Below are 19981 nucleotides of genomic sequence, written 5' to 3'. Positions count from 1 at the left end.
TTAAGTAGGTTTTTTAAGAAAAAGAATGAGGTATATAGTGTAAAGTATTGATTTGCAAATTAACTTCCTTGAGATATTATCTTATTGGTATAATAGATAGAGGATATAATACTAGTGATTCAAAACAATTTATGCTTATGATTCCAACTCAGCAATCGTAAACACATATTTTTTGCTCCAAAACCATTTCTTCTGAAAGTATAGCATATCTTCATCTTTCCAGACGTAATAAGAATTACCCTTAAAAACTATTACCGTTGAGCCCTTACTAACTCCCAATGCATTAATTCTAACAATTCCATTTCTAATGATTTTGTCAACATCAACTTTACTTAATTTCATCGTGCGGCCCCTTATTCTATTAAGTCTATGGTTAAACGATAGACACTTTTTTATTTATCATTATACACCTATGGCCCCAATTACACAATTTAACGTTATTCACTTCTTCAAGATTCACTCCTTTTTATTGAATTGGTAAACAAGCTGCATCACAGTTTTAGGGGGGGTTCAAGAAAACTTACGTAAATATTCAGAAAAAAAGTTGTAAATTTCCTGTTATTGGTGTATATTAATAGTAAGAATGATGGAAGGAGGACTGTCCTATGCTGTTCAGAAATTGTGCAGGTGGAGTTGTGTTCTATGCAAATCAGGTTTTCATCTTGAAGAACGAAAAAAATGAATGGGTATTACCGAAGGGTGTAATTCGTAACGGTGATCTCTCTTGGGAAGTAGCGGTAAGACGTGTAAAGGCAGAAGGAGGTATTGATGCCGAGGTTCTCGAGAGTGCAGGAGGAACCAGTTACGAATTTTTTTCTATTTCAAGGAAACAACCGGTATGTAATGAAATAACCTGGTATATTATGTCAGCCGCTTCCAAAAACTTTAAAGTTAATCATGAGCTGGGCTTCCGTGATGGGGGCTTTTACCCGGTAGATGTGGCCCTGCAAATGATCACCTACAGTCAAGATCGATCACTAGTTTGTTTATCTTATAAAAAATATAAAGATATTATGAAAGAGAAGAAGGTAGTTTAGGCCAAGGGAAAGGTTCCGAAGCAGTCAAAGGACTGCTTCTTTTTATTTGGGGCTTATGATATAATATTTTCCAAAAGGATGAAAAAGGTTGTGATACATATGCTGGAATCTTATCGAACAGTACTAAGAGCTGATCAAGACGAAATTATCATAGAGCGGTCAAGGTTTATCGGTTATGCAGCCCCTGTTGCTTCAGAAGAGGAGGCCCTTCAATTTATAAAGGAGATCAAAACCAGGCACTGGGATGCAACCCATAATGTTCATGGCTATGTAATTGGTGAACAAAATGAGATACAGCGCTACAGTGACGATGGAGAGCCATCGGGAACAGCGGGTATTCCCGTTTTAGAGGTCATTAAAAAGGAAAACTTAAGGAATGTGGTGGTGGTTGTAACCCGTTATTTCGGAGGCATTAAGCTGGGGGCAGGGGGGCTGGTGAGGGCCTATACGAAGGGGGCCAAGATTGGCCTGGATGCGGCCCAAATTGTCACTAAACGCAGCTATGAGCTGATGAACGTAAAGGTGGATTATACCCTGCTGGGTAAGGTTCAAAATGAGCTGGTACAGCGGGGGTACCATATCAAAGAGGTAGTCTATGACGCAGCGGTAAATTTCCATGTATTTATAAAGGCCCCAGAGGTGGAAAGGTTTAAGGAATGGATCATAGACCTTACCAATGATCGGTTGGAAATTGAACAAAAGGGTGCGCAATATTTAACGGAGCTGAATGACAAAATAATAGGTTGATTTTAATTGGTAAATGGGTATTTTAAGAATAAGGAGGCGACTATTATGAATATTGAAGAAAACAAAAAAGAAATGCTGTCAAAAAAGGTTTGGGCCGTTATTGGGGCGACACCCGATTCAAACAAATTTGGGTACAAAATATATCAGAAGCTAAAGAACCATGGCTACCAGGTATATGGTATAAACCCCAAATATGATACCCTCGAAGGTCAGCCGCTATACAATAGTCTTACTGCCTTGCCTGTAAAGCCGGATTGTATTGATATGGTGGTGAACCCAACCCTTTCAATGGCCGCTTTAGATGAGATTAAAGAGGCAGGGGTTGAATACGTTTGGTTTCAACCAGGCACCTTTAACGATGAGGTTATTCAAAAAGCCGAGGCCCTGGGCCTTAAGCTGGTTTACAACGACTGTGTTTTGGTGGCCTTGGGTTAATCAGTATGTAAGCACCCTGATCTTGAGAAAATGGTATCTCGAAGATGGGTGCTTTTCATATGGAATATGTTCTATTGATTTTTATTTTCTTTACCCTTATAAAATATTTCGTAAATTCCCATACCAAACAGAAAAATGCCAAAGAGCTTTCTGAGGGTTTCAGATGAAATCTTAAGGGCGATGTTGGCTCCCAGCCAGGCCCCCAGCAAACCAAACAGGATTAATGGAATGCTCAATTTAAGAACAATGTTTTTGTTTTTAAAATGAATGATTAATGCTACAATGGCTACGGGAATAAAGGAAATAAGATTGACACTCTGTATTGTCTGCTGAGGCAGCTGGGTTAATAAAATTAACCCGGGGATTAATATGGTGCCGCCGCCAATTCCCATACCACCAATAAAACCCGTGACAAGGCCCAATAAAATAAGAATCATCCCATCACCATCCTTATGGCAGCAATAATCATAAAGATGCCAAAAATTTTTCTTAAATAACTGGCTGAAAACCGGGTTAATGCCCTGGAACCAAAATAGCTTCCCACCATGCCGCCTAAAATGATCTTCAGTGTCACATATAAGTCAAAATAATCATTTTTAAAATAGATAAAGCTGCTGATCAAAGCAAAGGGCAAAATAATGGATATGGCAGTGGCGTGGGATTTGTGCTGGCTGACACCAAAGACAAAGGTTAGAGCCGGTACAATGATTGTACCGCCCCCTGCACCAAATAGGCCGTTAACAATACCAGCTATTAGACCAACGAATAGGATTTTTACCCAGTAGATATGCTTTTTCAAATTTCTCACCCTTCCCTGGCAGTAGATTTAATTTAACCAACTGGCCTAAAACTATTCACAATAGGTATAGGCTTCTTTCGATTGGGGGTATGCTAATGGAGAATATAATTTATAATGGAGGGTGAGGAATTGAAACGGGTAGACGCTATTTATCAGTTAATTGGAAATACACCCTTGGTCAGACTCAATCGAATGGTTGAAGCCAACATGGCCGAGGTTTACCTGAAGCTGGACTATTTGAATCCTGGAGCCAGCGTGAAGGATCGTATTGCCTTAAGCATGATCGAAGCAGCCGAGGAAAAGGGATTATTAAAGCCAGGGGCTGCTATTATTGAACCCACCAGCGGAAACACCGGGATCGGATTGGCCATGATAGGGGCTGCCAAGGGCTATCATGTGATTTTGGTGATGCCTGATACCATGAGTATGGAAAGAAGACGGCTTTTAAAAGCCTATGGTGCCCAGTTGGTATTAACCCCAGGTGCCAAGGGAATGAAGGGGGCCATCGAAAAGGCCACGGAATTAAAGGAAAAACACCCCGACTATTTTATGCCCCAGCAATTTGAAAATCCTGCCAATACAGAGGTCCATCGAAGGACAACTGCCGAGGAAATTTGGCAAATGACCGAGGGGAATATTGATGCCTTTGTGGCAGGGGTCGGTACCGGGGGTACCATTACAGGGGTAGGGGAAGTATTGAAATCTAAAAACCAGGATATTCAGATTATTGCTGTTGAGCCAAAAAATTCCCCGGTGATCTCTGGTGGGCAGCCGGGGCCCCATAAAATACAAGGGATTGGTGCGGGCTTTATTCCTTCCATATTAAATACAGACATCATTGACGAAATCATTCAGGTGGAGGACGAGGACGCCATGGAAACGGCCAGAAAAATTGCTTCAGCCGAGGGAATTTTAGTGGGGATTTCCTCAGGAGCCGCCATTTATACCGGCCTTAGGATAGCAAGGGACTTAGGGTCTGGAAAACGGGTGGTGGTAATGGTTCCCTCCTCGGGAGAGCGATATTTATCAACGGCTCTGTTTAATTTTGATGATTGAGTGATGGGGCGAAAAACGCCCCAGTATTTTTTGGAATCATTACAAGAATTTTTCGTCATTTTATGATATAATAATTTCTAAAAAAATAAGGAGCTGTTGATAGTGGAAATAGAAAAAAAGATAGAATATGTAGTAGGCTGGCTTCGGGATCAGGTAAAGGAAGCCGGGGCCAAGGGCCTGGTTGTCGGGATCTCTGGGGGAATAGATTCTGCTGTGGTGGCCAATTTAATATATCGTGCCTTTCCCGAAAATTCCCTGGGGGTGCTTTTGCCTATTAGCAGTAATCCTAAAGATGTGGAGGATGGTACGGCCGTAGCTGAAAAGGCGGGGATTAAATACATAACGGTTGATTTGAGTCAGGAAAAGGGCCTGGTGGCCGACAAGGTGACAGAACAGCTTAAAGATAACGGGCTGTACGATGAAAAACGACAACGAATTATGGATGCTAACCTGCGGGCTCGGCTAAGAATGAGCACCCTCTATGCCGTTGCTAACAATCTAAATTATTTGGTGGCAGGTACCGACAATGCTGCCGAGGTATATACAGGCTATTTCACTAAGTACGGTGATGGCGGGGTGGATATACTGCCCATTTCTACGCTGAAAAAATATGAGGTATATGAATGGGCCAAGGTATTAGGTGTGCCCCAGTCTGTTTTAGACCGTAAGCCCTCTGCGGGTTTATGGGAGGGTCAGACGGACGAAGCAGAAATGGGCACCACCTATGCTTTAATTGATGCCTTTTTAGAAGGAAAGGAAATACCTGAAAAGGATCGGGAGATTATCGAAAGACTACATCGTATCTCAGAGCATAAACGTGTTATGCCTCCAGCCCCCTCCCTATAGTCTTGAGTTTAACAAAAAATTGCAGCCCTTAATAAATTATGCTAAAATAGATTTGCCATAGACATTAAGGTAAAGCTGTATCAACATCTAAAATATAGAGTTTAAGCTGTAGTAAGCAAGGAGAGGATAGAATGGGACGGATAGGAAATATTATTGACCGTAAAGGAAAGCAGGACTCTAAAAAAGCAAAAATCTACACCAAAATGGCACGTTTAATTACTGTGGCGGCCCGAATGGGGGGGCCAGACCCAACCTATAATGCCAGCCTGAAAAATGCCGTTGACAAGGCCAAGGCAGTTAACATGCCCAACGATAATATTGACAGGGCCATTAAAAAGGGTTCTGGCGAACTGGGTGGCGACCAATTTGAGCATATTACTTATGAAGGCTATGGCCCCAATGGGGTTGCAGTAATTGTCGAGGCCTTGAGTGATAATCGAAATCGAACTGCCGGTGAGGTGAGGCACGCCTTCGATAAAAATGGGGGTAATTTAGGAACCTCGGGCTGTGTATCCTTTATGTTTGATCGTAAGGGGCAAATCATTATTGAAAAGAATGACAATACTGACGAAGAAACCCTGATGATGGCAGCCTTAGAGGCTGGAGCAGAAGACTTTGATGGTAGTGAGGATGCCTTTGAAATTATTACAGCCCCTGAGGATTTTGAAACAGTAAAGGAGGCCTTGCAAAAAGAGGGATATACCTTCTTTGCAGCCGATGTAGTGTACATTCCTCAAACCGAGGCAACTCTTGAGGGTGAAGATGTAAAGAAAATGAAAAAGCTGATCGATATGCTTGAAGACAATGATGATGTACAAGAGGTTCATCATAATTGGAATGAAGTGGAGTAGAAGCGTCTGGAAATATATTGAATCTGATGACATTTAAAAACTGAAAAAAGCCAGTACCCCAAGTATGAATTATTACATTATTACCTAGGGGCTACTGGCTTTTTATGTAGATATAATTTTATAAATCCTTCGCCATTTGGGCCAATAGCTGGGAGGTGGCATTAAGCTCCTGCAGGGCCCCTACAATTTGCTGGGTAGATTCGACTTGATTTTGAGTAATGCTTCGGGTGTCTTGAAGTAATTGGGCTGTTTTAGCCACTGAGTCCTTAATGCTTTGCAGTACCTCATTAATGCTTCCCACAGAGGTTTTGGTTTCTTGTGATAGCTTTCTGATTTCTTCGGCAACAACTGAAAAGCCCCGCCCGTGCTCCCCTGCCCTGGCAGCTTCTATGGCAGCATTTAGCCCAAGCATATTAGTTTGATCGGATATGTTTTTAATGTACTGTAATATCTTGTCGGTGGCAGCCACCTGTTCGTTGGTTTTGTCCCCATGAAGCTGTACATTCTCCATAGAGGCAGCAATTCGATCTGCCCCGCCGGATATTTCGTCAATACTGGCAGTAATTTCTTCCAGGGCAGCCGCTACATTTTGGGTTAGCTCCATATGGCGATTTTGATTTTTGAGACTACGACCGATGCTGATGGAGCCAACGGTGGAGCCGGCTTCGTTTTGAATTGGTACCGTTACTGATTTAAAGGGAATGCCAAAGGCCTCCTTGGGAATGACTTGAATAATACGGTTGCCTGTTTTAATACATTCAAACATGGCTTCGCCAGGCTGTAGTGGTTCGCCTTCCTTTGCCCGGATGTCCAATTCCTTGCCTGGTAGATATTTCAAAAAAGTGTGCAAATCAGAAATTCCAATAATTACATCTTCGTCAAAGCAGTTTTGCAGTGTTGGAGCCATTTCAATAAAATATTGAACTGCCTTTTCCATGACTTAATCATCCTCTCATCCTTAGCCTTTTTAAGAGCATTTTACTATATTTACATAAAATTTGCAATAGAGATAAGAAATGCTTATTTTTCATTTTTGAATAAATCAAGGAATTTTAGTTAGATTAAAAATGTAATCTAGTATTAATGGGAAGGAGTAGGATAAAAATGAGATTTACCGGTATAGAAAAAATCGACAGAATTAATGAAGAAGAAGGATTAATGGATTTGGAAATAGGGGTGGAGCTGGATGCCACCATTGATTCAAGATGGGAACTGGTGGACCCTAAGGTTTGGGTGGCCTGTAGAGACAAGGGAGAACTAGAACTGGAATCAATAGAGCTTACTGATCAGGGGATGGTAGTACATGGCTTTGAATTTAACGAAAGGGATCGGACTGAAATACTCAGGCTAATCAGTAAGAGGGCTGGGCAGAAGAAAAAATTACAATAAAAAAAGGAAATAAAGGGGGATCAGAGAATTTTTTAAGTAAGGGAAAATTAAGTTATAACTGGAAAGGAGAAGTGGAATGGATAAATTAAAGGTAAGACGTCAGCTAATGAAGGCCGATTTCAACGATTGGGGTGAGGTGAAATCGGATCAGGTAAAGGGGCTGCCTCAACCACCATTGGAAAAACCCTACGCTAATGAAGATTCATTAATTGATTTGCCAAAGGTCAGCAAAGACACCCTAATCAAAACAAACATAATGGACATTATACAAGATCGGGTCAGTCATCGAAAATATTCAGACAAAGCCTTAAGCCTTAATGAGCTTTCCTTCCTTTTGTGGGCCACCCAGGGGGTGAAGGAGGTCGTTGGAAATAACTATGCCACTAAGCGAACAGTGCCCTCAGGAGGAGCGAGACATCCCTTTGAAGCCTATCTTGTCATTAATCGGGTAGAGGGCTTGAAAAAGGGGCTTTATCGGTATATTGCCTCAAAGCATCAATTATGCTTTCTCTTTGAAATCGAAAATCAAGTGGAAAGACTTACTACTTTAAGTAATGGTCAGGCCTTTGTGGGAAAGGCAGCTGTTACCTTTATTTGGAGCTGCCTGCCCTATCGAGGGGAATGGCGATATTATATTTCTGCCCATAAAACTATGCTTTTAGATGCCGGGCACCTGTGTCAGAATCTCTACCTGGCCTGTGAAGCCATTGGGTGCGGTACCTGTGCCATTGGTGCCTATGATCAGCCTGCCATTGATCAGTTTATGGGCTTTGACGGAGAAAATGAATTTGTTGTATATATGGCCCCTGTTGGTAAAATTGAGAGTTAAGGCAATGATGTTTTAAACTAGAAGATGGTAAGGGGAGCTAATGATGAAGTATACCAAGATTTTCTGCATATTATTGGGAATTACCCTTTCTTTGACCATACTATTAACTGCGGTGGAGTGGGTATCCTTTGACTTATCCGGTCATATGAAGCTGTTTGAAAAATACAATATTCCCAAAGAAACAGGCCTCACCATGGGGGAATTAGAATTGGTGATGGAAGACATACTACTCTATTTTGAAGATGAACGAGAATTATTAGATACAACGATTGTAATCGATTCTGTAGAAGCCCCTGCCTTTGGGGAAAGGGCCATTTTACATATGATAGATGTAAAGGAGCTCTTTGTAAAAGGCAGGGTGATTAGAAATATAAGCCTGGTGGCCGCTATTTTGCTTTCCCTTGTGATCATCAAAACCCAGGAAAAGCGACTTCAGGTATTGACTAGAACTCTTTTTTATACGGCCCTGGGTAACTTTATTTTGATGGGCTTATTGTTTGTCTTGCTTCAGCTGGATTTTTATAAATATTTCACCCATTTTCATGAGATATTTTTTGATAATGATCTATGGATTCTTGACCCCAGTAGGGAGCTTTTAATAAAAATGCTGCCCGAGGGATTTTTTATGGATACGGCTATAAAAATTCTAAGTCTTTTTGTAGCTGTTAATCTATTGATGGGGCTGCTGGGGCTTTATGGGAAGCTGCGGCTTAAAAAGAAGAATTGCTGTCTATAATATTTCTGCAGTAATCATCCATACAAAGGTATTCATCTGCTTTTTATCGTAAGAAAATTGAAGTTCCGCCAAAAGATCGGTAAGATCTTCTACCAGCTCATAGTATTCTGAATTTAAGTCTACCAAAAGCTGCTGGTACCCATAAGCTTCAACCTTTTTTAACAGCTGATTTTTGTAGTCAATGGATTCAAACATTGTATCTGCAATAATCAGCTTTCCTTTTTCCCTTAGAAAGCCCTTTAAGTATTTAAATGCTTTTCGCTTTTCAGGCAAGGTTAAATGATGAAGCGCATAGGATGTAACAATGGCGTCAAATCTTTCATTGCTGGGAACAGATAAAAAGTGCCCCTCTAATATAGGTACCTGGGGGAGTTTTGCCCTGGCCAGTGACCGCATCTGTAAGGAGGGTTCAATTCCCACAACATTTAATCCCTGCTTAACCAACAACTGGGTAAGATTTCCGGTGCCGACCCCTATTTCCAGAACTGACTGACCAGGCCCAATCTGGCGGCTGATTTCGGTTAAAATTGTTGTATAGTTTTCAAAGACCTCAGCATATTCATTATTAGTACCAAAAACAGTTTGATCATAATGGGGAGCCCATTGATCAAAAAGATCATTAAAATTTGACATATCCATGCCTCCTTTAATACATATAATTCATATATGAATACTAGGAATTAGTGTAACATTAATTATATGTTACGTCAATCCCTAGTTTACGTGCCTGTTTACCTCAGAGAAAATTAAAGGAGTCGTGAAAAAAGAATAGAATATTAGATATTGACCGCTTGAATAATCAATGATATATTAATACCAAGTAAAACGATATGAATTATAGGTGTTAAAATAGGAGGTTATGCCATGAAGGTAGTAGTTGAGAGTTTTACAATGGATCATACCAAGGTTAAGGCTCCCTTTGTCAGAAAGTGTGGGCATATTCAAACCCCAAAGGGAGATATCATTACAAAATTTGATTTGCGCTTTACCCAACCAAACCAGGAGGCAATGCCCACTGGTGCCATTCATGCCCTGGAGCATCTAATGGCGGGCTTTTTAAGGGAGGAATTGGAGGATATCGTTGATATTTCTCCTATGGGGTGCCGTACCGGCTTCTATTTGATCAAAATTGGGGAAGCCAAGGAAGAAGAGGTGGCTGCAGCTTTGATTGCTACCCTGAAAAAGGTGATAGATGCAGAGGAAATTCCTGCGTTAAACCCCGTTCAGTGCGGAAATTACCGAGACATGTCACTGTTCGGTGCCAAGGAATATGCTAAAGAAGTACTAGAAAAGTTAGCGGATCGATACAAGTAGAAATGAAAGTCTAAGATAAGAAAATATCCTTTACTTGGAGGTTATCACATGAAATTTAATACATTGGTTATTCACGGTGGAATTGATGGCGACAAAAATACAGGGGCTGTAACCGTACCGATTTATCAAACCTCAACCTATCGTCAAAGTAAAGCAGGCCAACCTGGTGAGTATGAATATTCAAGAACAGCCAACCCCACCAGAACAGCCCTGGAAAGGCTGATTGCTGATTTAGAGGGGGGAGCCAGGGGCTTTGCCTTTGGCTCGGGAATGGCTGCCATTTCATCGGTTCTCATGCTTTTTAAGGCAGGTGACCATATTATCATTGGTGATGATGTTTATGGCGGTACCTATCGGGTGATGGATAAGGTCTTTTCACAAATGGGAATAAGGTATACGGCAGTTGATACTACCGATGGGGGGAGCCTTGAGGGGGCCATTCAGGAAAGTACCCGGGCAATTATGATTGAAACCCCATCTAATCCCACCATGAAGCTTACAGACATTAAAAAAGTCGCTCAGATTGCAAGGGAAAGGAATTTAATATTTATTGTAGATAATACCTTTATGACCCCTTATCTGCAAAGGCCCCTTGAGCTTGGTGCCGACATCGTTTTGCATAGTGCTACCAAATATCTGGGGGGACACAGTGATGTGGTGGCAGGCCTGGCAGTAGTAAAGGACGAAGAACTGGGCGAAAGACTGCATTTTATTCAAAATTCCGTTGGAGCCATCCTAGGGCCCCAGGATAGCTGGCTGTTGATGAAGGGAATTAAAACGCTGCCCTTAAGGATGGATCGTCATTGCGAAAATGCCAGAGCAATTGTGGCCTGGTTGAAGAAGCAGCCCTGGGTGACTAAAATCCATTACCCAGGTCTTAGGGGCGAGGTTGAGCTACTACAGGAACAAATGAAGGATTTTGGCGGAATGATATCCTTTGAGGTGAAGGATGAAGCCCTGGTAAATACACTGCTGGATCAGCTAAAAATCATCACCTTAGCTGAAAGTCTTGGGGGAATCGAAAGCTTGATATCGGTTCCGGCCAGAATGACCCATGCCTCCCTGCCCAAAGAGCTGAGGGAAAGGCTTGGAATTAGCAACACCTTGATTCGGCTTTCTGTCGGCATAGAAGCAATAGAGGATTTATTGGCGGATTTATCCCTGGAGGGGGTGCGCTAATATGGAGTACATTACCCATATTCACCAACTAATTGGTAACACGCCCCTCCTCAGACTGAATCATTTTAGTCTGCCCTCGGGGGTACAGCTATTTGCCAAACTGGAATTTTATAATCCGGGAGGGTCGGTTAAAGACCGAATCGGCCATTGGATAATTCAGCGGGCCGAGGAAAGGGGAGATTTAAAAAAGGGCGATACAATTATTGAGGCTACTGCGGGGAATACAGGCATTGGCCTGGCCTTGGCGGCCCTCAACAGGGGCTATGAGATGATTTTGGTTGTGCCGGGAAAATTCTCAGTTGAAAAGCAGAAAATAATGGAGGCCCTTGGGGCAAAAATAGTTAATACTCCCACCGAGGCAGGGCTTCAGGGAGCCTTTGACAAGGTTGAAGCCTTAAAAAAGGAAATTGGAAGGGTATTTATCCCTGATCAATTTAATAACCCCGATAATATAGAAGCCCATTACCTTTTCACAGGAAAGGAAATCTATGAGCAGCTAGAGGGAAAAATTGATGTATTTGTGGCTGGTGCCGGCTCAGGAGGAACCTTTACGGGGGTCATGAAATATTTACGAGAACAGGGATTAACCACCACTAGTGTTTTAGCAGACCCAGTGGGTTCCATTATGGGAGGCGGCCGAGAGGGCTGTTACCGAATAGAGGGGATCGGAAATGATTTTATTCCTCAAACCTTTGATTTGAACCTGGTGGATGAGGTAGTAAAGATAACCGATGAACAAGCCTATCATATGGTAAGTCAGCTGGCCCGTAGAGAAGGTCTGCTGGTGGGCTCTTCATCGGGGGCAGCCATGTGGGCTGCTTTGAAAAGGGCAGAAAAAATGGAGCAGGGAAATCTGGTGGTGATTTTTCCCGATCGGGCAGATCGATATTTTAGTAAAAATATATTTGACTTAACCTAAGCAGTCCACAGACTCAATCAATCAGCAGGCCCATGACTTTTTGGTCGTGGGCTTAATGTTTTTTTGATGAAGAAATTAATTTATTTAAAATTACAAATAATAGAAGAAAATCTTTTGTCTAAAATGGCTGTCAGGTTATGAAGCTTAAAGCTGGCTATACCTTGAAAGAACCATTTTGAAAATGTTTAATAAAATAAAATAAGAGAAAAAGAAGGGATATGAAGAAAAAAATAGAATTATAAGTATGGAGATTCAATACGATCGAAATACTGTTTAGGTGGTGACTTATGGAAAACAAAAGAAAGCACAGAATACGGATGGTAGTAATGGTGTTGGTTATGGTATTGTTGTCCACTGTATTAGCTTCTGCTGCCGAATTAAAGGGGACAGTAATTGCAAAGCAGGGAATTGTTAGAAAAACTGGTGACTTTGACGGAGAAGAGGTTAATACTTTATCGATTGGAACAAAGGTAACTGTTCTGGAGGTTGCTGATCAATGGTATCGAATTAAGGGACAAGAAGGTACCGTTGAGGGATGGATGTATAAGGATATTGTGTCGATCGAAGGAGCAGAAGACAAGGTTAAAAAGGGTGAGGTTACGGCTTCAATATTAAATGTAAGGGCCAACCCAGCCACCGATGCTGCAATTATGACAAAGTTAAATCAAGGTACAGCTGTTTCGATTGTAGGGCAGCAAGATGATTGGTATGAGATTGTTGTTAATGGTACTCTAACGGGTTGGGTGAGTGGTGAATTTGTTAAGCTAACTCCCAATTTACCCAAGGCCCAGGTGATTGAAGCGAAGGCTTCGCTGCTAAAGGAAAAGGCTGGGGCAGAAACCTTAAGGGAGCTTGTTCAAGGAGATATAATCTATATTGAAGCCTATGAAGCAGGCTGGTTTAAGGTTTTAACAGAGGATCAGGCCACCGGTTGGATTGATAGTAAAACCGCAGAGATTGTTATTAATAATTCCAATCTGGTAAACCGCTCATCACGTTCAGGTGTTTTTGCCAATGTTGAAAATATTACTAGAAAATACTTAGGGAAAAAATATGCCTGGGGTCAAACCGGCCCTGACCGCTTTGATTGTTCAGGATTTACGTATTATATTTTAAATCATTATTATGGTGATTACTTAAAGCTAAAGGGAATTAATCTACCCAGGTCTTCCAGAGATCAGGCTACAGTAGGTACAACGGTGAGTAAAAATGCATTAGAGATTGGCGACCTTGTATTTTTTAACACCAATTCCCAAAGGGGCAGTACCATCACCCACGTGGGAATCTATATTGGGTCAGGAAACTTTATTCATGCCTCCTCAGCCAGGGGAAACGTTATGATTTCATCTTTAAGTGAAGGATATTATCAAACAAGATATATTAAGGCGGTACGCCTGTAATTAATAGGTAATGTAAAAAGATCTATGCTTAAGTAAAATGAAAACTCCTTTCCAGCAGGAATTTAAATATAAATTCTTAGTTGGAAAGGAGAAAACACTTTTTTGCATCCCTACAGCTTCATTAACTTGATTTACAATAAAATTTTTTTAGGTTGGCAACCGGGAGGCGTTATTGAATTATGCATTATCAACAGGATTGGATTATGCGACAAATTGAGTCTGTCGTGGTCTTTATTATACGTATGATATTGGGCAAAAAATCGGATCCAACAATGATGGAAGAATTTGAGCAAACAACTTCACAGTTCAATGATCTCTATATTAAGCTTCATGGCCTTGTTTTGAAAAACAAAACTAAAAACAGATAACTTTTAAGCGCTCAGTAGAGACGCTTTTTTTATGCTCATTTTAAAAATTAACCATTTAAATAATTTATCCTACCAATTATCTATTTTGTTAAGATGTCGGATGTGATAAAATAGGAGCCATGCCAGATTTATACATATAACTATACGTATCTATAAAGTGTTAAGATCAATCAATATAAATAACATATAGGGGTGGTTGTTATGAAAAAAATCACATCGATGATCATCATTATGATAATGCTGTGCCTGGTGAATCCACTAATGGCTTCAGCCCAGGAGGTCATCTACAGGCCGCCTAATGTGGATGTTATGTTTGTATTGGATTTCAGCTACTCGATGAATACAAATGATCGAGACAAAATGGCCATTGATATGATTAAAATGTTTATTGACACCCTGCCCTCAGAACGGGTAAATGTAGGCTATGTTGCCTATAACCATACAATAATATCCTCTATGGCACCGGCTCCCATCAGAACCGACAGGCAAAGGGATCAGATTAAAAAGCCCATTGAAGAAATTAGAAAGACCGGTTATTCTGATTTAGGTATGGGGTTGAAAACAGGCTTTGACCTATTGACTGCCCAATCTAAGGATAACACAGAAAAGATTATAATATTAATATCCGACGGAGAAACGGCTCTGCCCCAAAACAGTCAGCGTACCCATGGCGATTCTGATAATGATGTGAATGCTGTTTTAAAGGCCTCCAAAGAGCTGGGAATTCCCATATATACGGTTTCCATCGGGGACGAATTTGAGGGTAGCGATATTTTGACCTGTATTTCCGATGAAAGCGGAGGAAGCTATTATGAAGATTCCACCTCCAGGGAGCTGATAGAAATTTTTGCCGAAATCATGCAAGGGCATATGTCTTCAAAAATTAAGTCTGTGGCCGCCTCTATGGGTACGGGAGGCAAGCAGGAAATCATTATCCCCATTAAAGATTCCCTCATAACCGAGGCTAATATTCTCTTTATCGCCTCATCACCTATTCAGCAGCCTAAAATTTATTATTTGGGGAACGATGTCAGCTTTGCCGATTCTAAATATTACTTTGTTGCTAAAATAGCTGATCCCCCTGCCCAGGAGGTTAAGCTGGAATTTGTCAGTAACCCTGGAGATATGGTCAAGGTGTTTCTGCTGGCCAACTATGACATTAGCCTGGTAATGGATTTGCCGGCAGAAATATATAAAAATGAGCCGATGGAAATAGAAACCGTATTTAGGAATGATGACGACGGGCGTTTAGTTGATGATCCAGAATTTTATCGTAAAATTACTCCTCGGTTTACCTTTGTAAGTGATGACAGGCAATATGATTTTGCCATTGAAGCAGCAGAGAATAAGTTAAAGGCCCGGGGGATCTTCGATTTAAGTGGTAAATATGATCTTTTGGCCAGCTTCCAGCATGAAGATTTTAAGATAAGCTTTGAAGAATACCAAATTCAAATCGAAAATAGACCTCCCCGGGGAAAATTTGATTCCAGGCTGGTTTTTCCCAAAATAGCAGGGACAAGAGATTACGATTTAAAGGATTTTTTTGTGGATGAAGACGGAGACCCTCTTACCTTTGAAATATTGACAGAAGACCTAGATTCCCGGTATTTTCATCTGGAGGATTCAATGTTAACCATTGATCCATATCGACTGGGGCGAGGAACCTTTATGATTCAGGCAATTGATCACGAAGGGGCAGTCCTTCGTCAGGAGGTTTATCTTCGGGTAATGCCTACGCTGCAATACTATTACCCTGTGCCTCTGGGATTATTGGTGATGGCTCTGGGCTACTATTATTACCGTAGGAGAAAAGCACCAAAGCCCTGCTTCACCGGAAAAATCAATGGCTATGTCATTTATCTGAAGGGTAGACAGCAGGAATATCCACCCCTAAGTATTCCCCTTAACCAGTTTGATGGGAAGAAAAGAATCACCCTAAGGGAGCTTTTAGAAAGGGAGAAGATCGATTGTACGGGCTTACATGCCGATCTAATCTATTTTGAGCCGGGCATAGAAAGGAGCGTTGTTCTCTTTCATAAATCCGATGCCAATCTAATTATAAATGGTAATAGTCTGGAAAAAAATAAGAAGCTACGATTGGAATACAAAAATAAAATCTATATTACATTTTCCGATGGAGAGTCAGAAATTGAGTTACATTATCTAAGGCATAATACATCATCGGAAATGGCATAGAACACCCCCAGGGGTGTTTTATTTTGTAGATTGATGTCGAAAAATGTAATTTTAAATTGATTTGTTTTGTTAATAAGACCATAGACTCATTTCATTTAGTGCCTGGCACCCATTGTGACAAAGGACCATGAATGTTAAAATATGTTAAAAATGAACTATTTTTCTGTCGCTCCATGGAAGCTGAGTCCTAGGACTCAAATAGCATTAGGTTAAAAAATTTGATAGGAGGAGTAAAATGGAAATCATTAATCAAACCAACAGAACTATATTATTTGAAGAAATAAATCCTGAAAAATCGGATTTAATCACTTTAATTGGTGATACCAAGGGAATTGACAGCTTAGATGATGACAAAATAAAGGAAATCAATGAAAAGCTTTTGGTGGGAAGCTTTGACGAGTTTTTAGATAAGTTTGCTCCTGTTGTCTACTCCTTTTATAATGCCATGAATCAGAAGGTTATGTATAGCTTGAAAAAGCCGGAGAATATTCCAGAGGAGTACATTACAGAGATTCCAATCAACATGTCAAATGATTTTCTGAAAATGCTTTTTACCCTCATTGAAACTAAAACTGCCCAGGGATTGGCCAACGTTGATTTTAAATTTGAAAACCTGCTGGATATGATCTCGCCCAAAAAGGTGATGGAGGATATCAGACAATCCAGAAAGGAAATTCAATATGTCTACAGCCAATATGCTGAGCTGGATGATGATGATCCTAAAAAATTGGATTTGGGAGATAAGTTAAATACCATGTTTGAAGAAGCCAGCTATAACTATAACAACGTGATGGCGATGCTGCCCCTGGCAATTGAAGATATTAAGACAAGATTACTAATGGGGCAGGGAAACCAGGAGGAAAATTCAGAGGTGGTCAAAATAGGTGTCCTCAGCATGGGGGAAGGGGGAGAGCTGCAAATTCTTGAGGCCCCCAAGGAGGAGGATCATTCACTGGTTTTGCTGGATGATCAAGCCAATACTGGATTAATCGAAGCCTTTAAGGAGGACTACGACGCCATTAATGAAACCCCCTCTGACTATGTCAGGGATTTGGTTGTCAGGACCTTTTGTCCCTTAACCTCTACCTTTGAAAGTAAAATTGACATGGAGCGAGAGGTTGGCAACTATAATACTTACCTGGAATTTTATAAAAATGCCAAGGATGACTTTGTTAAGACCGTAAAGCCGCTGATCGAAAAAATGCTGGGAGTAAAGATGTACTTCGATCAATACCGGGTGGAAAACAAAGGTATGAGCCCTAAAATGCTGATTACCAATACCAAGCTTGACATGTTGGTAAAGAGTAATAATGTTCCCCGTTTAGTTACCTATTTCAATACAGTTAATGATAAAAATGATTTTGACAATACCATTTGGTTTGGAATCGTTCCGTCGGTTCAAATGGGTATGAAGACTAAAGCTTCCCTAAGAAGAGAACGGTTTAAGGGTAACCAGCATGTGGAAAAGACCGACGTCAATACAATGGAATCATTAACATTATTATTAAATATTGTAAAGGATTATCGCATTCAAATTTTCTTTAGCTTTGAAACCAATGAGGAAACCACCTTTTCTCAAATGGCCATTAACGGTATTGAAAAATATATGGATAAGTGCATGCCTCTAACCAGAAAGGATTACAGTGAATTTGCCATACCCTGTATACCCAACTTTACCATTATACCCAAGGATAAATCGGGTGTCATTTTAGACAGTAAAATCGTGATTCAGGAAAATGGCATGCCTAACCTTTCCAAGGAAAAGGAGGATATTTTAAAGCTATGGATTGAAGGGGTCTACATAGGTGCTTCCTATATTGCGGCTGGTATTGTTTCGGCTTACCAATGCCCTGAATATTTGAAGGAAGTATTTAAAAATGCAACCCATGAGTATCCTGGGGTCAGGTTCGACATTGAGGCCGACGATAATGCCCTGAATGTAACCACCACCTTGGCCAAGGAAATTTCAGGCTTTACTAATAGTATTAAAAACGCCATTAACCGCAAGAACTTTGGCTTTGTCTTTTCATCTGAAAATGCCCAGCTGAAGGGTAAAGATATTAAGAAAATCAGTGTTTATAAGGCCAGAAGCCTTCAGATGGTGGGCAATGACTTTGAGTCTATTTATAAGACCATTGTGACCACCTACATTGAACGTATTTTGCGGTTCCATACAAATGATTTCAAGCAAGACAATATCATTAAATTCTTCAGCAACAACCCCAATAGTCAAAAAAGCAAATGGCTTTCAAATAAAGGCTATATTAATTCTATTATACAAGAGGGTGACGATATTAACTTCGTCATTAACGACAAAGTGGGAAATTGCAACATTGATATTACCTTTAATGGTAGCGTGAAGAATTTAGAGGTGGAAATTACCAGAAGCATAGCCAACTAATAGTTTTACAGCTATTAGCATATAAAAACCTAACAAAAGGGAGGAATTTAAGATGGGATTCAGATTAAAGGTAGAGGGGCCAGAGACAATTGAATTGGGAGTTGAAAATATCCTAACAGTGGAGTTTAAAACTGACACACCAAACGATTCAAATGCCCGCTCTACAGATTTAGGAACATCCCTGGTTGTGACAGGGAAAATTTTAACCGCAGTGGATGGAGAAGCGGCCGACAGCAGCATTAAGCTTGCCCAATGGTCCCTCGTGCCTGGAGAAAGATCCGATTGCTATCGTAAGGTAGTGATTGATGTGATTGCAGCCTCTCAGGTGGTTAGACAAATCCACTTGCCCAATGCCTTCATTGTAGATTACACAGAGTACTACGGCGATACAGAAGGGGTTGGAACCTTCTATTTACACATGAAGCAAAAGAAGGACAAAACTGTTGCTGTGAAGCTGGAAGGCGGATTTGAACAGGCTTAAAGAAAAAAATTTAGAGAGGATGGTAAACAATGGGTTTTAGAGTAAAAATTGAAGGCGCCGAAACAATTGAGCTGCATATTGAAAGTGTACAAAAAGTACAGTTAAAAACAGACATTCCTGCCGATTCCAACGGTCGAACCAAGGATGTCGGTTCGACAATGATCATTAGCGGGAAAATATTAACCGCTGTAGATGGTGATCCCTTTGACAGCACCAGGCAGCTGGGGCTTTGGTCCTTAGTACCTGCTGAAAAGGCCGATTGCTATCGTAAGCTGACGGTTGAAGTGATTTCAGCCGATCAAGTGGTTCGTAAAATTTATTTCCCCCATGCCTTCGTGGTGGACTATAAGGAGCATTATGGTGACACAGAAGGGGTAGGAACCTTCGAGCTAATTGTTAAGCAAAAGAAGGACAAACTGGATAAGGTTACCATAGAAGGCGGATACAGCGCCTAGTTGTCTATTAATTAAGAAAAGAATGATTGGCAGTTCTGGTCTCGCCCTTTTGGGCGAAGGCCTGGAACTGCCTATTAGTAAAAAAACAGGAAAGAATCCTGCAAGGTGAAGGAATAGTCATGAAAAACTTATATCAGATATTAGAGGTATCAACCCAGGCAACCCCGGAAGAAATTAAGCGGGCCTATCGAGTTTTGGCAAAAAAATATCATCCTGATTCAAATTCAGCACAGGGGGCGGCAGAAAGGTTCAATGAAATTTCTGAGGCCTACCAAATTTTACGGGATGAAAAGCTAAGAAGAGACTACGATCAGGCCTTTTTTAATCAATCTTCAAAAACCCAAAGGAAGCAGTCCCAGGGGCCCAGGGCTCCCCGACCAAACACTGATGGTGTTGATATTAATTTTGAATTCGAGCAATTTTTTGGGTTTAATCCCTCTGGTAAAAAGCCCTCTGAAAAAAATCAGGCAAAAAAGGAACCCATGGATACCAGTCGTATTTTCGATAGCTTTTTTAAAGTAAAAAGAGATTAATGGAGCTGAT

The 19981-nt window shown here is 40.9% G+C and carries 24 protein-coding genes; 19 read left to right on the top strand and 5 right to left on the bottom strand.

The features are described from left to right. Nucleotides 1–135: 135 nt before the first annotated feature. The gene (locus ACYQ1I_RS17705; protein WP_459767704.1) at nucleotides 136–342 is read right to left on the bottom strand and encodes a hypothetical protein; all 207 of its coding nucleotides are present in this window, start codon (nucleotides 340–342) and stop codon (nucleotides 136–138) included. A 263-nt stretch (nucleotides 343–605) separates the two neighbouring features. Between ACYQ1I_RS17705 and ACYQ1I_RS17700 the strand changes: the two genes are divergently transcribed. The 3 genes from ACYQ1I_RS17700 to ACYQ1I_RS17690 all read left to right on the top strand — a co-directional run bounded on the left by ACYQ1I_RS17700 (nucleotide 606) and on the right by ACYQ1I_RS17690 (nucleotide 2219). After that, a complete protein-coding gene (locus ACYQ1I_RS17700) occupies nucleotides 606–1037 on the top strand; it encodes an NUDIX domain-containing protein (protein ID WP_459767703.1) in 432 nt (143 codons plus the stop codon). 78 nt (nucleotides 1038–1115) lie between these two features. Beyond that, a complete protein-coding gene (locus tag ACYQ1I_RS17695; protein WP_459767701.1) occupies nucleotides 1116–1784 on the top strand; it encodes a YigZ family protein in 669 nt (222 codons plus the stop codon). Between the two features lie 45 nt (nucleotides 1785–1829). After that, nucleotides 1830–2219, top strand: coding sequence for a CoA-binding protein (locus ACYQ1I_RS17690; RefSeq protein WP_459767699.1), 390 nt, complete (start codon nucleotides 1830–1832; stop codon nucleotides 2217–2219). Between the two features lie 71 nt (nucleotides 2220–2290). Here the strand turns inward: ACYQ1I_RS17690 and ACYQ1I_RS17685 are convergent, their stop codons facing one another. Both ACYQ1I_RS17685 and ACYQ1I_RS17680 read right to left on the bottom strand, forming a co-directional pair. Beyond that, nucleotides 2291–2656 (bottom strand): TSUP family transporter, encoded by a 366-nt coding sequence (locus ACYQ1I_RS17685; protein WP_459767697.1) that lies wholly within the window; start codon nucleotides 2654–2656, stop codon nucleotides 2291–2293. After that, nucleotides 2653–3018 (bottom strand): sulfite exporter TauE/SafE family protein, encoded by a 366-nt coding sequence (locus ACYQ1I_RS17680; RefSeq protein ID WP_459767695.1) that lies wholly within the window; start codon nucleotides 3016–3018, stop codon nucleotides 2653–2655. Before ACYQ1I_RS17680 ends, ACYQ1I_RS17685 begins: the two co-directional genes overlap by 4 nt. A gap of 114 nt (nucleotides 3019–3132) precedes the next feature. On the opposite strand from ACYQ1I_RS17680, the gene cysK reads away from it, so the two are divergent. The 3 genes from cysK to ACYQ1I_RS17665 all read left to right on the top strand — a co-directional run bounded on the left by cysK (nucleotide 3133) and on the right by ACYQ1I_RS17665 (nucleotide 5771). Next, nucleotides 3133–4074 (top strand): cysteine synthase A, encoded by a 942-nt coding sequence (gene cysK, locus ACYQ1I_RS17675; protein WP_459767693.1) that lies wholly within the window; start codon nucleotides 3133–3135, stop codon nucleotides 4072–4074. A 99-nt stretch (nucleotides 4075–4173) separates the two neighbouring features. Further along, nucleotides 4174–4920 (top strand): NAD(+) synthase, encoded by a 747-nt coding sequence (gene nadE / locus ACYQ1I_RS17670; RefSeq protein ID WP_459768200.1) that lies wholly within the window; start codon nucleotides 4174–4176, stop codon nucleotides 4918–4920. Nucleotides 4921–5051: 131 nt separating this feature from the next. Beyond that, the gene (locus tag ACYQ1I_RS17665; protein ID WP_459767691.1) at nucleotides 5052–5771 is read left to right on the top strand and encodes a YebC/PmpR family DNA-binding transcriptional regulator; all 720 of its coding nucleotides are present in this window, start codon (nucleotides 5052–5054) and stop codon (nucleotides 5769–5771) included. 118 nt (nucleotides 5772–5889) lie between these two features. Here the strand turns inward: ACYQ1I_RS17665 and ACYQ1I_RS17660 are convergent, their stop codons facing one another. Continuing rightward, entirely contained in the window at nucleotides 5890–6708 is an 819-nt protein-coding gene (locus tag ACYQ1I_RS17660) for a methyl-accepting chemotaxis protein (RefSeq protein ID WP_459767689.1), read from the bottom strand. Between the two features lie 167 nt (nucleotides 6709–6875). Here ACYQ1I_RS17660 and ACYQ1I_RS17655 point away from each other — a divergent pair, with 167 nt between their 5' ends. From ACYQ1I_RS17655 to ACYQ1I_RS17645, 3 genes are all read left to right on the top strand, one after another. Then, entirely contained in the window at nucleotides 6876–7160 is a 285-nt protein-coding gene (locus tag ACYQ1I_RS17655) for a hypothetical protein (RefSeq protein ID WP_459767687.1), read from the top strand. A gap of 76 nt (nucleotides 7161–7236) precedes the next feature. After that, nucleotides 7237–7989: a SagB/ThcOx family dehydrogenase gene (locus tag ACYQ1I_RS17650; RefSeq protein WP_459767685.1), complete on the top strand. Its 753-nt coding sequence runs from the start codon at nucleotides 7237–7239 to the stop codon at nucleotides 7987–7989. Between the two features lie 43 nt (nucleotides 7990–8032). Beyond that, a complete protein-coding gene (locus ACYQ1I_RS17645; protein WP_459767683.1) occupies nucleotides 8033–8725 on the top strand; it encodes a TIGR01906 family membrane protein in 693 nt (230 codons plus the stop codon). Here the strand turns inward: ACYQ1I_RS17645 and ACYQ1I_RS17640 are convergent. Beyond that, nucleotides 8720–9358, bottom strand: a complete 639-nt coding sequence (locus ACYQ1I_RS17640; protein ID WP_459767681.1) for a class I SAM-dependent methyltransferase — start codon at nucleotides 9356–9358, stop codon at nucleotides 8720–8722. The two genes, ACYQ1I_RS17645 and ACYQ1I_RS17640, sit on opposite strands and share 6 nt — an antisense overlap. A gap of 231 nt (nucleotides 9359–9589) precedes the next feature. Here ACYQ1I_RS17640 and ACYQ1I_RS17635 point away from each other — a divergent pair, with 231 nt between their 5' ends. The 10 genes from ACYQ1I_RS17635 (at nucleotide 9590) to ACYQ1I_RS17590 (ending at nucleotide 19971) form a co-directional block, all read left to right on the top strand. Continuing rightward, entirely contained in the window at nucleotides 9590–10039 is a 450-nt protein-coding gene (locus tag ACYQ1I_RS17635) for an S-ribosylhomocysteine lyase (RefSeq protein WP_459767680.1), read from the top strand. A 48-nt stretch (nucleotides 10040–10087) separates the two neighbouring features. Continuing rightward, nucleotides 10088–11218 (top strand): trans-sulfuration enzyme family protein, encoded by a 1131-nt coding sequence (locus ACYQ1I_RS17630; RefSeq protein WP_459767678.1) that lies wholly within the window; start codon nucleotides 10088–10090, stop codon nucleotides 11216–11218. A gap of 1 nt (nucleotide 11219) precedes the next feature. After that, complete coding sequence (locus ACYQ1I_RS17625) at nucleotides 11220–12137, top strand: PLP-dependent cysteine synthase family protein (protein WP_459767676.1); 918 nt, start codon at nucleotides 11220–11222, stop codon at nucleotides 12135–12137. Between the two features lie 287 nt (nucleotides 12138–12424). Then, the gene (locus ACYQ1I_RS17620) at nucleotides 12425–13537 is read left to right on the top strand and encodes a C40 family peptidase (RefSeq protein ID WP_459767674.1); all 1113 of its coding nucleotides are present in this window, start codon (nucleotides 12425–12427) and stop codon (nucleotides 13535–13537) included. Between the two features lie 179 nt (nucleotides 13538–13716). Then, complete coding sequence (locus tag ACYQ1I_RS17615; RefSeq protein WP_459767672.1) at nucleotides 13717–13905, top strand: DUF6483 family protein; 189 nt, start codon at nucleotides 13717–13719, stop codon at nucleotides 13903–13905. Nucleotides 13906–14106: 201 nt separating this feature from the next. Beyond that, the gene (locus ACYQ1I_RS17610) at nucleotides 14107–16101 is read left to right on the top strand and encodes a vWA domain-containing protein (protein WP_459767671.1); all 1995 of its coding nucleotides are present in this window, start codon (nucleotides 14107–14109) and stop codon (nucleotides 16099–16101) included. A gap of 235 nt (nucleotides 16102–16336) precedes the next feature. Beyond that, entirely contained in the window at nucleotides 16337–18502 is a 2166-nt protein-coding gene (locus ACYQ1I_RS17605; protein WP_459767669.1) for a hypothetical protein, read from the top strand. 52 nt (nucleotides 18503–18554) lie between these two features. Beyond that, on the top strand, nucleotides 18555–18983 hold the full coding sequence (locus ACYQ1I_RS17600) for a hypothetical protein (protein WP_459767667.1): 429 nt from the start codon (nucleotides 18555–18557) through the stop codon (nucleotides 18981–18983). 29 nt (nucleotides 18984–19012) lie between these two features. Next, nucleotides 19013–19438 (top strand): hypothetical protein, encoded by a 426-nt coding sequence (locus ACYQ1I_RS17595; RefSeq protein ID WP_459767665.1) that lies wholly within the window; start codon nucleotides 19013–19015, stop codon nucleotides 19436–19438. A gap of 119 nt (nucleotides 19439–19557) precedes the next feature. After that, nucleotides 19558–19971 (top strand): DnaJ domain-containing protein, encoded by a 414-nt coding sequence (locus ACYQ1I_RS17590; protein WP_459767663.1) that lies wholly within the window; start codon nucleotides 19558–19560, stop codon nucleotides 19969–19971. The last annotated feature ends 10 nt before the right edge of the window (nucleotides 19972–19981 follow it).

The organism is Alkaliphilus crotonatoxidans, assembly GCF_054658015.1.
The sequence above is the reverse complement of the archived record's forward strand: the minus strand, read 5'-3'. Positions and strand labels throughout refer to the sequence as shown.

Bases quoted from the DNA above. Each gene is read 5' to 3' on its own strand.
- ACYQ1I_RS17705 (WP_459767704.1), bottom strand. From the start codon at position 342: ATGAAATTAAGTAAAGTTGATGTTGACAAAATCATTAGAAATGGAATT.
- ACYQ1I_RS17700 (WP_459767703.1), top strand. From the start codon at position 606: ATGCTGTTCAGAAATTGTGCAGGTGGAGTTGTGTTCTATGCAAATCAG.
- ACYQ1I_RS17695 (WP_459767701.1), top strand. From the start codon at position 1,116: ATGAAAAAGGTTGTGATACATATGCTGGAATCTTATCGAACAGTACTA.
- ACYQ1I_RS17690 (WP_459767699.1), top strand. From the start codon at position 1,830: ATGAATATTGAAGAAAACAAAAAAGAAATGCTGTCAAAAAAGGTTTGG.
- ACYQ1I_RS17685 (WP_459767697.1), bottom strand. From the start codon at position 2,656: ATGATTCTTATTTTATTGGGCCTTGTCACGGGTTTTATTGGTGGTATG.
- cysK (WP_459767693.1), top strand. From the start codon at position 3,133: ATGGAGGGTGAGGAATTGAAACGGGTAGACGCTATTTATCAGTTAATT.
- ACYQ1I_RS17665 (WP_459767691.1), top strand. From the start codon at position 5,052: ATGGGACGGATAGGAAATATTATTGACCGTAAAGGAAAGCAGGACTCT.
- ACYQ1I_RS17660 (WP_459767689.1), bottom strand. From the start codon at position 6,708: ATGGAAAAGGCAGTTCAATATTTTATTGAAATGGCTCCAACACTGCAA.
- ACYQ1I_RS17655 (WP_459767687.1), top strand. From the start codon at position 6,876: ATGAGATTTACCGGTATAGAAAAAATCGACAGAATTAATGAAGAAGAA.
- ACYQ1I_RS17650 (WP_459767685.1), top strand. From the start codon at position 7,237: ATGGATAAATTAAAGGTAAGACGTCAGCTAATGAAGGCCGATTTCAAC.
- ACYQ1I_RS17645 (WP_459767683.1), top strand. From the start codon at position 8,033: ATGAAGTATACCAAGATTTTCTGCATATTATTGGGAATTACCCTTTCT.
- ACYQ1I_RS17640 (WP_459767681.1), bottom strand. From the start codon at position 9,358: ATGTCAAATTTTAATGATCTTTTTGATCAATGGGCTCCCCATTATGAT.
- ACYQ1I_RS17635 (WP_459767680.1), top strand. From the start codon at position 9,590: ATGAAGGTAGTAGTTGAGAGTTTTACAATGGATCATACCAAGGTTAAG.
- ACYQ1I_RS17630 (WP_459767678.1), top strand. From the start codon at position 10,088: ATGAAATTTAATACATTGGTTATTCACGGTGGAATTGATGGCGACAAA.
- ACYQ1I_RS17625 (WP_459767676.1), top strand. From the start codon at position 11,220: ATGGAGTACATTACCCATATTCACCAACTAATTGGTAACACGCCCCTC.
- ACYQ1I_RS17620 (WP_459767674.1), top strand. From the start codon at position 12,425: ATGGAAAACAAAAGAAAGCACAGAATACGGATGGTAGTAATGGTGTTG.
- ACYQ1I_RS17615 (WP_459767672.1), top strand. From the start codon at position 13,717: ATGCATTATCAACAGGATTGGATTATGCGACAAATTGAGTCTGTCGTG.
- ACYQ1I_RS17610 (WP_459767671.1), top strand. From the start codon at position 14,107: ATGAAAAAAATCACATCGATGATCATCATTATGATAATGCTGTGCCTG.
- ACYQ1I_RS17605 (WP_459767669.1), top strand. From the start codon at position 16,337: ATGGAAATCATTAATCAAACCAACAGAACTATATTATTTGAAGAAATA.
- ACYQ1I_RS17600 (WP_459767667.1), top strand. From the start codon at position 18,555: ATGGGATTCAGATTAAAGGTAGAGGGGCCAGAGACAATTGAATTGGGA.
- ACYQ1I_RS17595 (WP_459767665.1), top strand. From the start codon at position 19,013: ATGGGTTTTAGAGTAAAAATTGAAGGCGCCGAAACAATTGAGCTGCAT.
- ACYQ1I_RS17590 (WP_459767663.1), top strand. From the start codon at position 19,558: ATGAAAAACTTATATCAGATATTAGAGGTATCAACCCAGGCAACCCCG.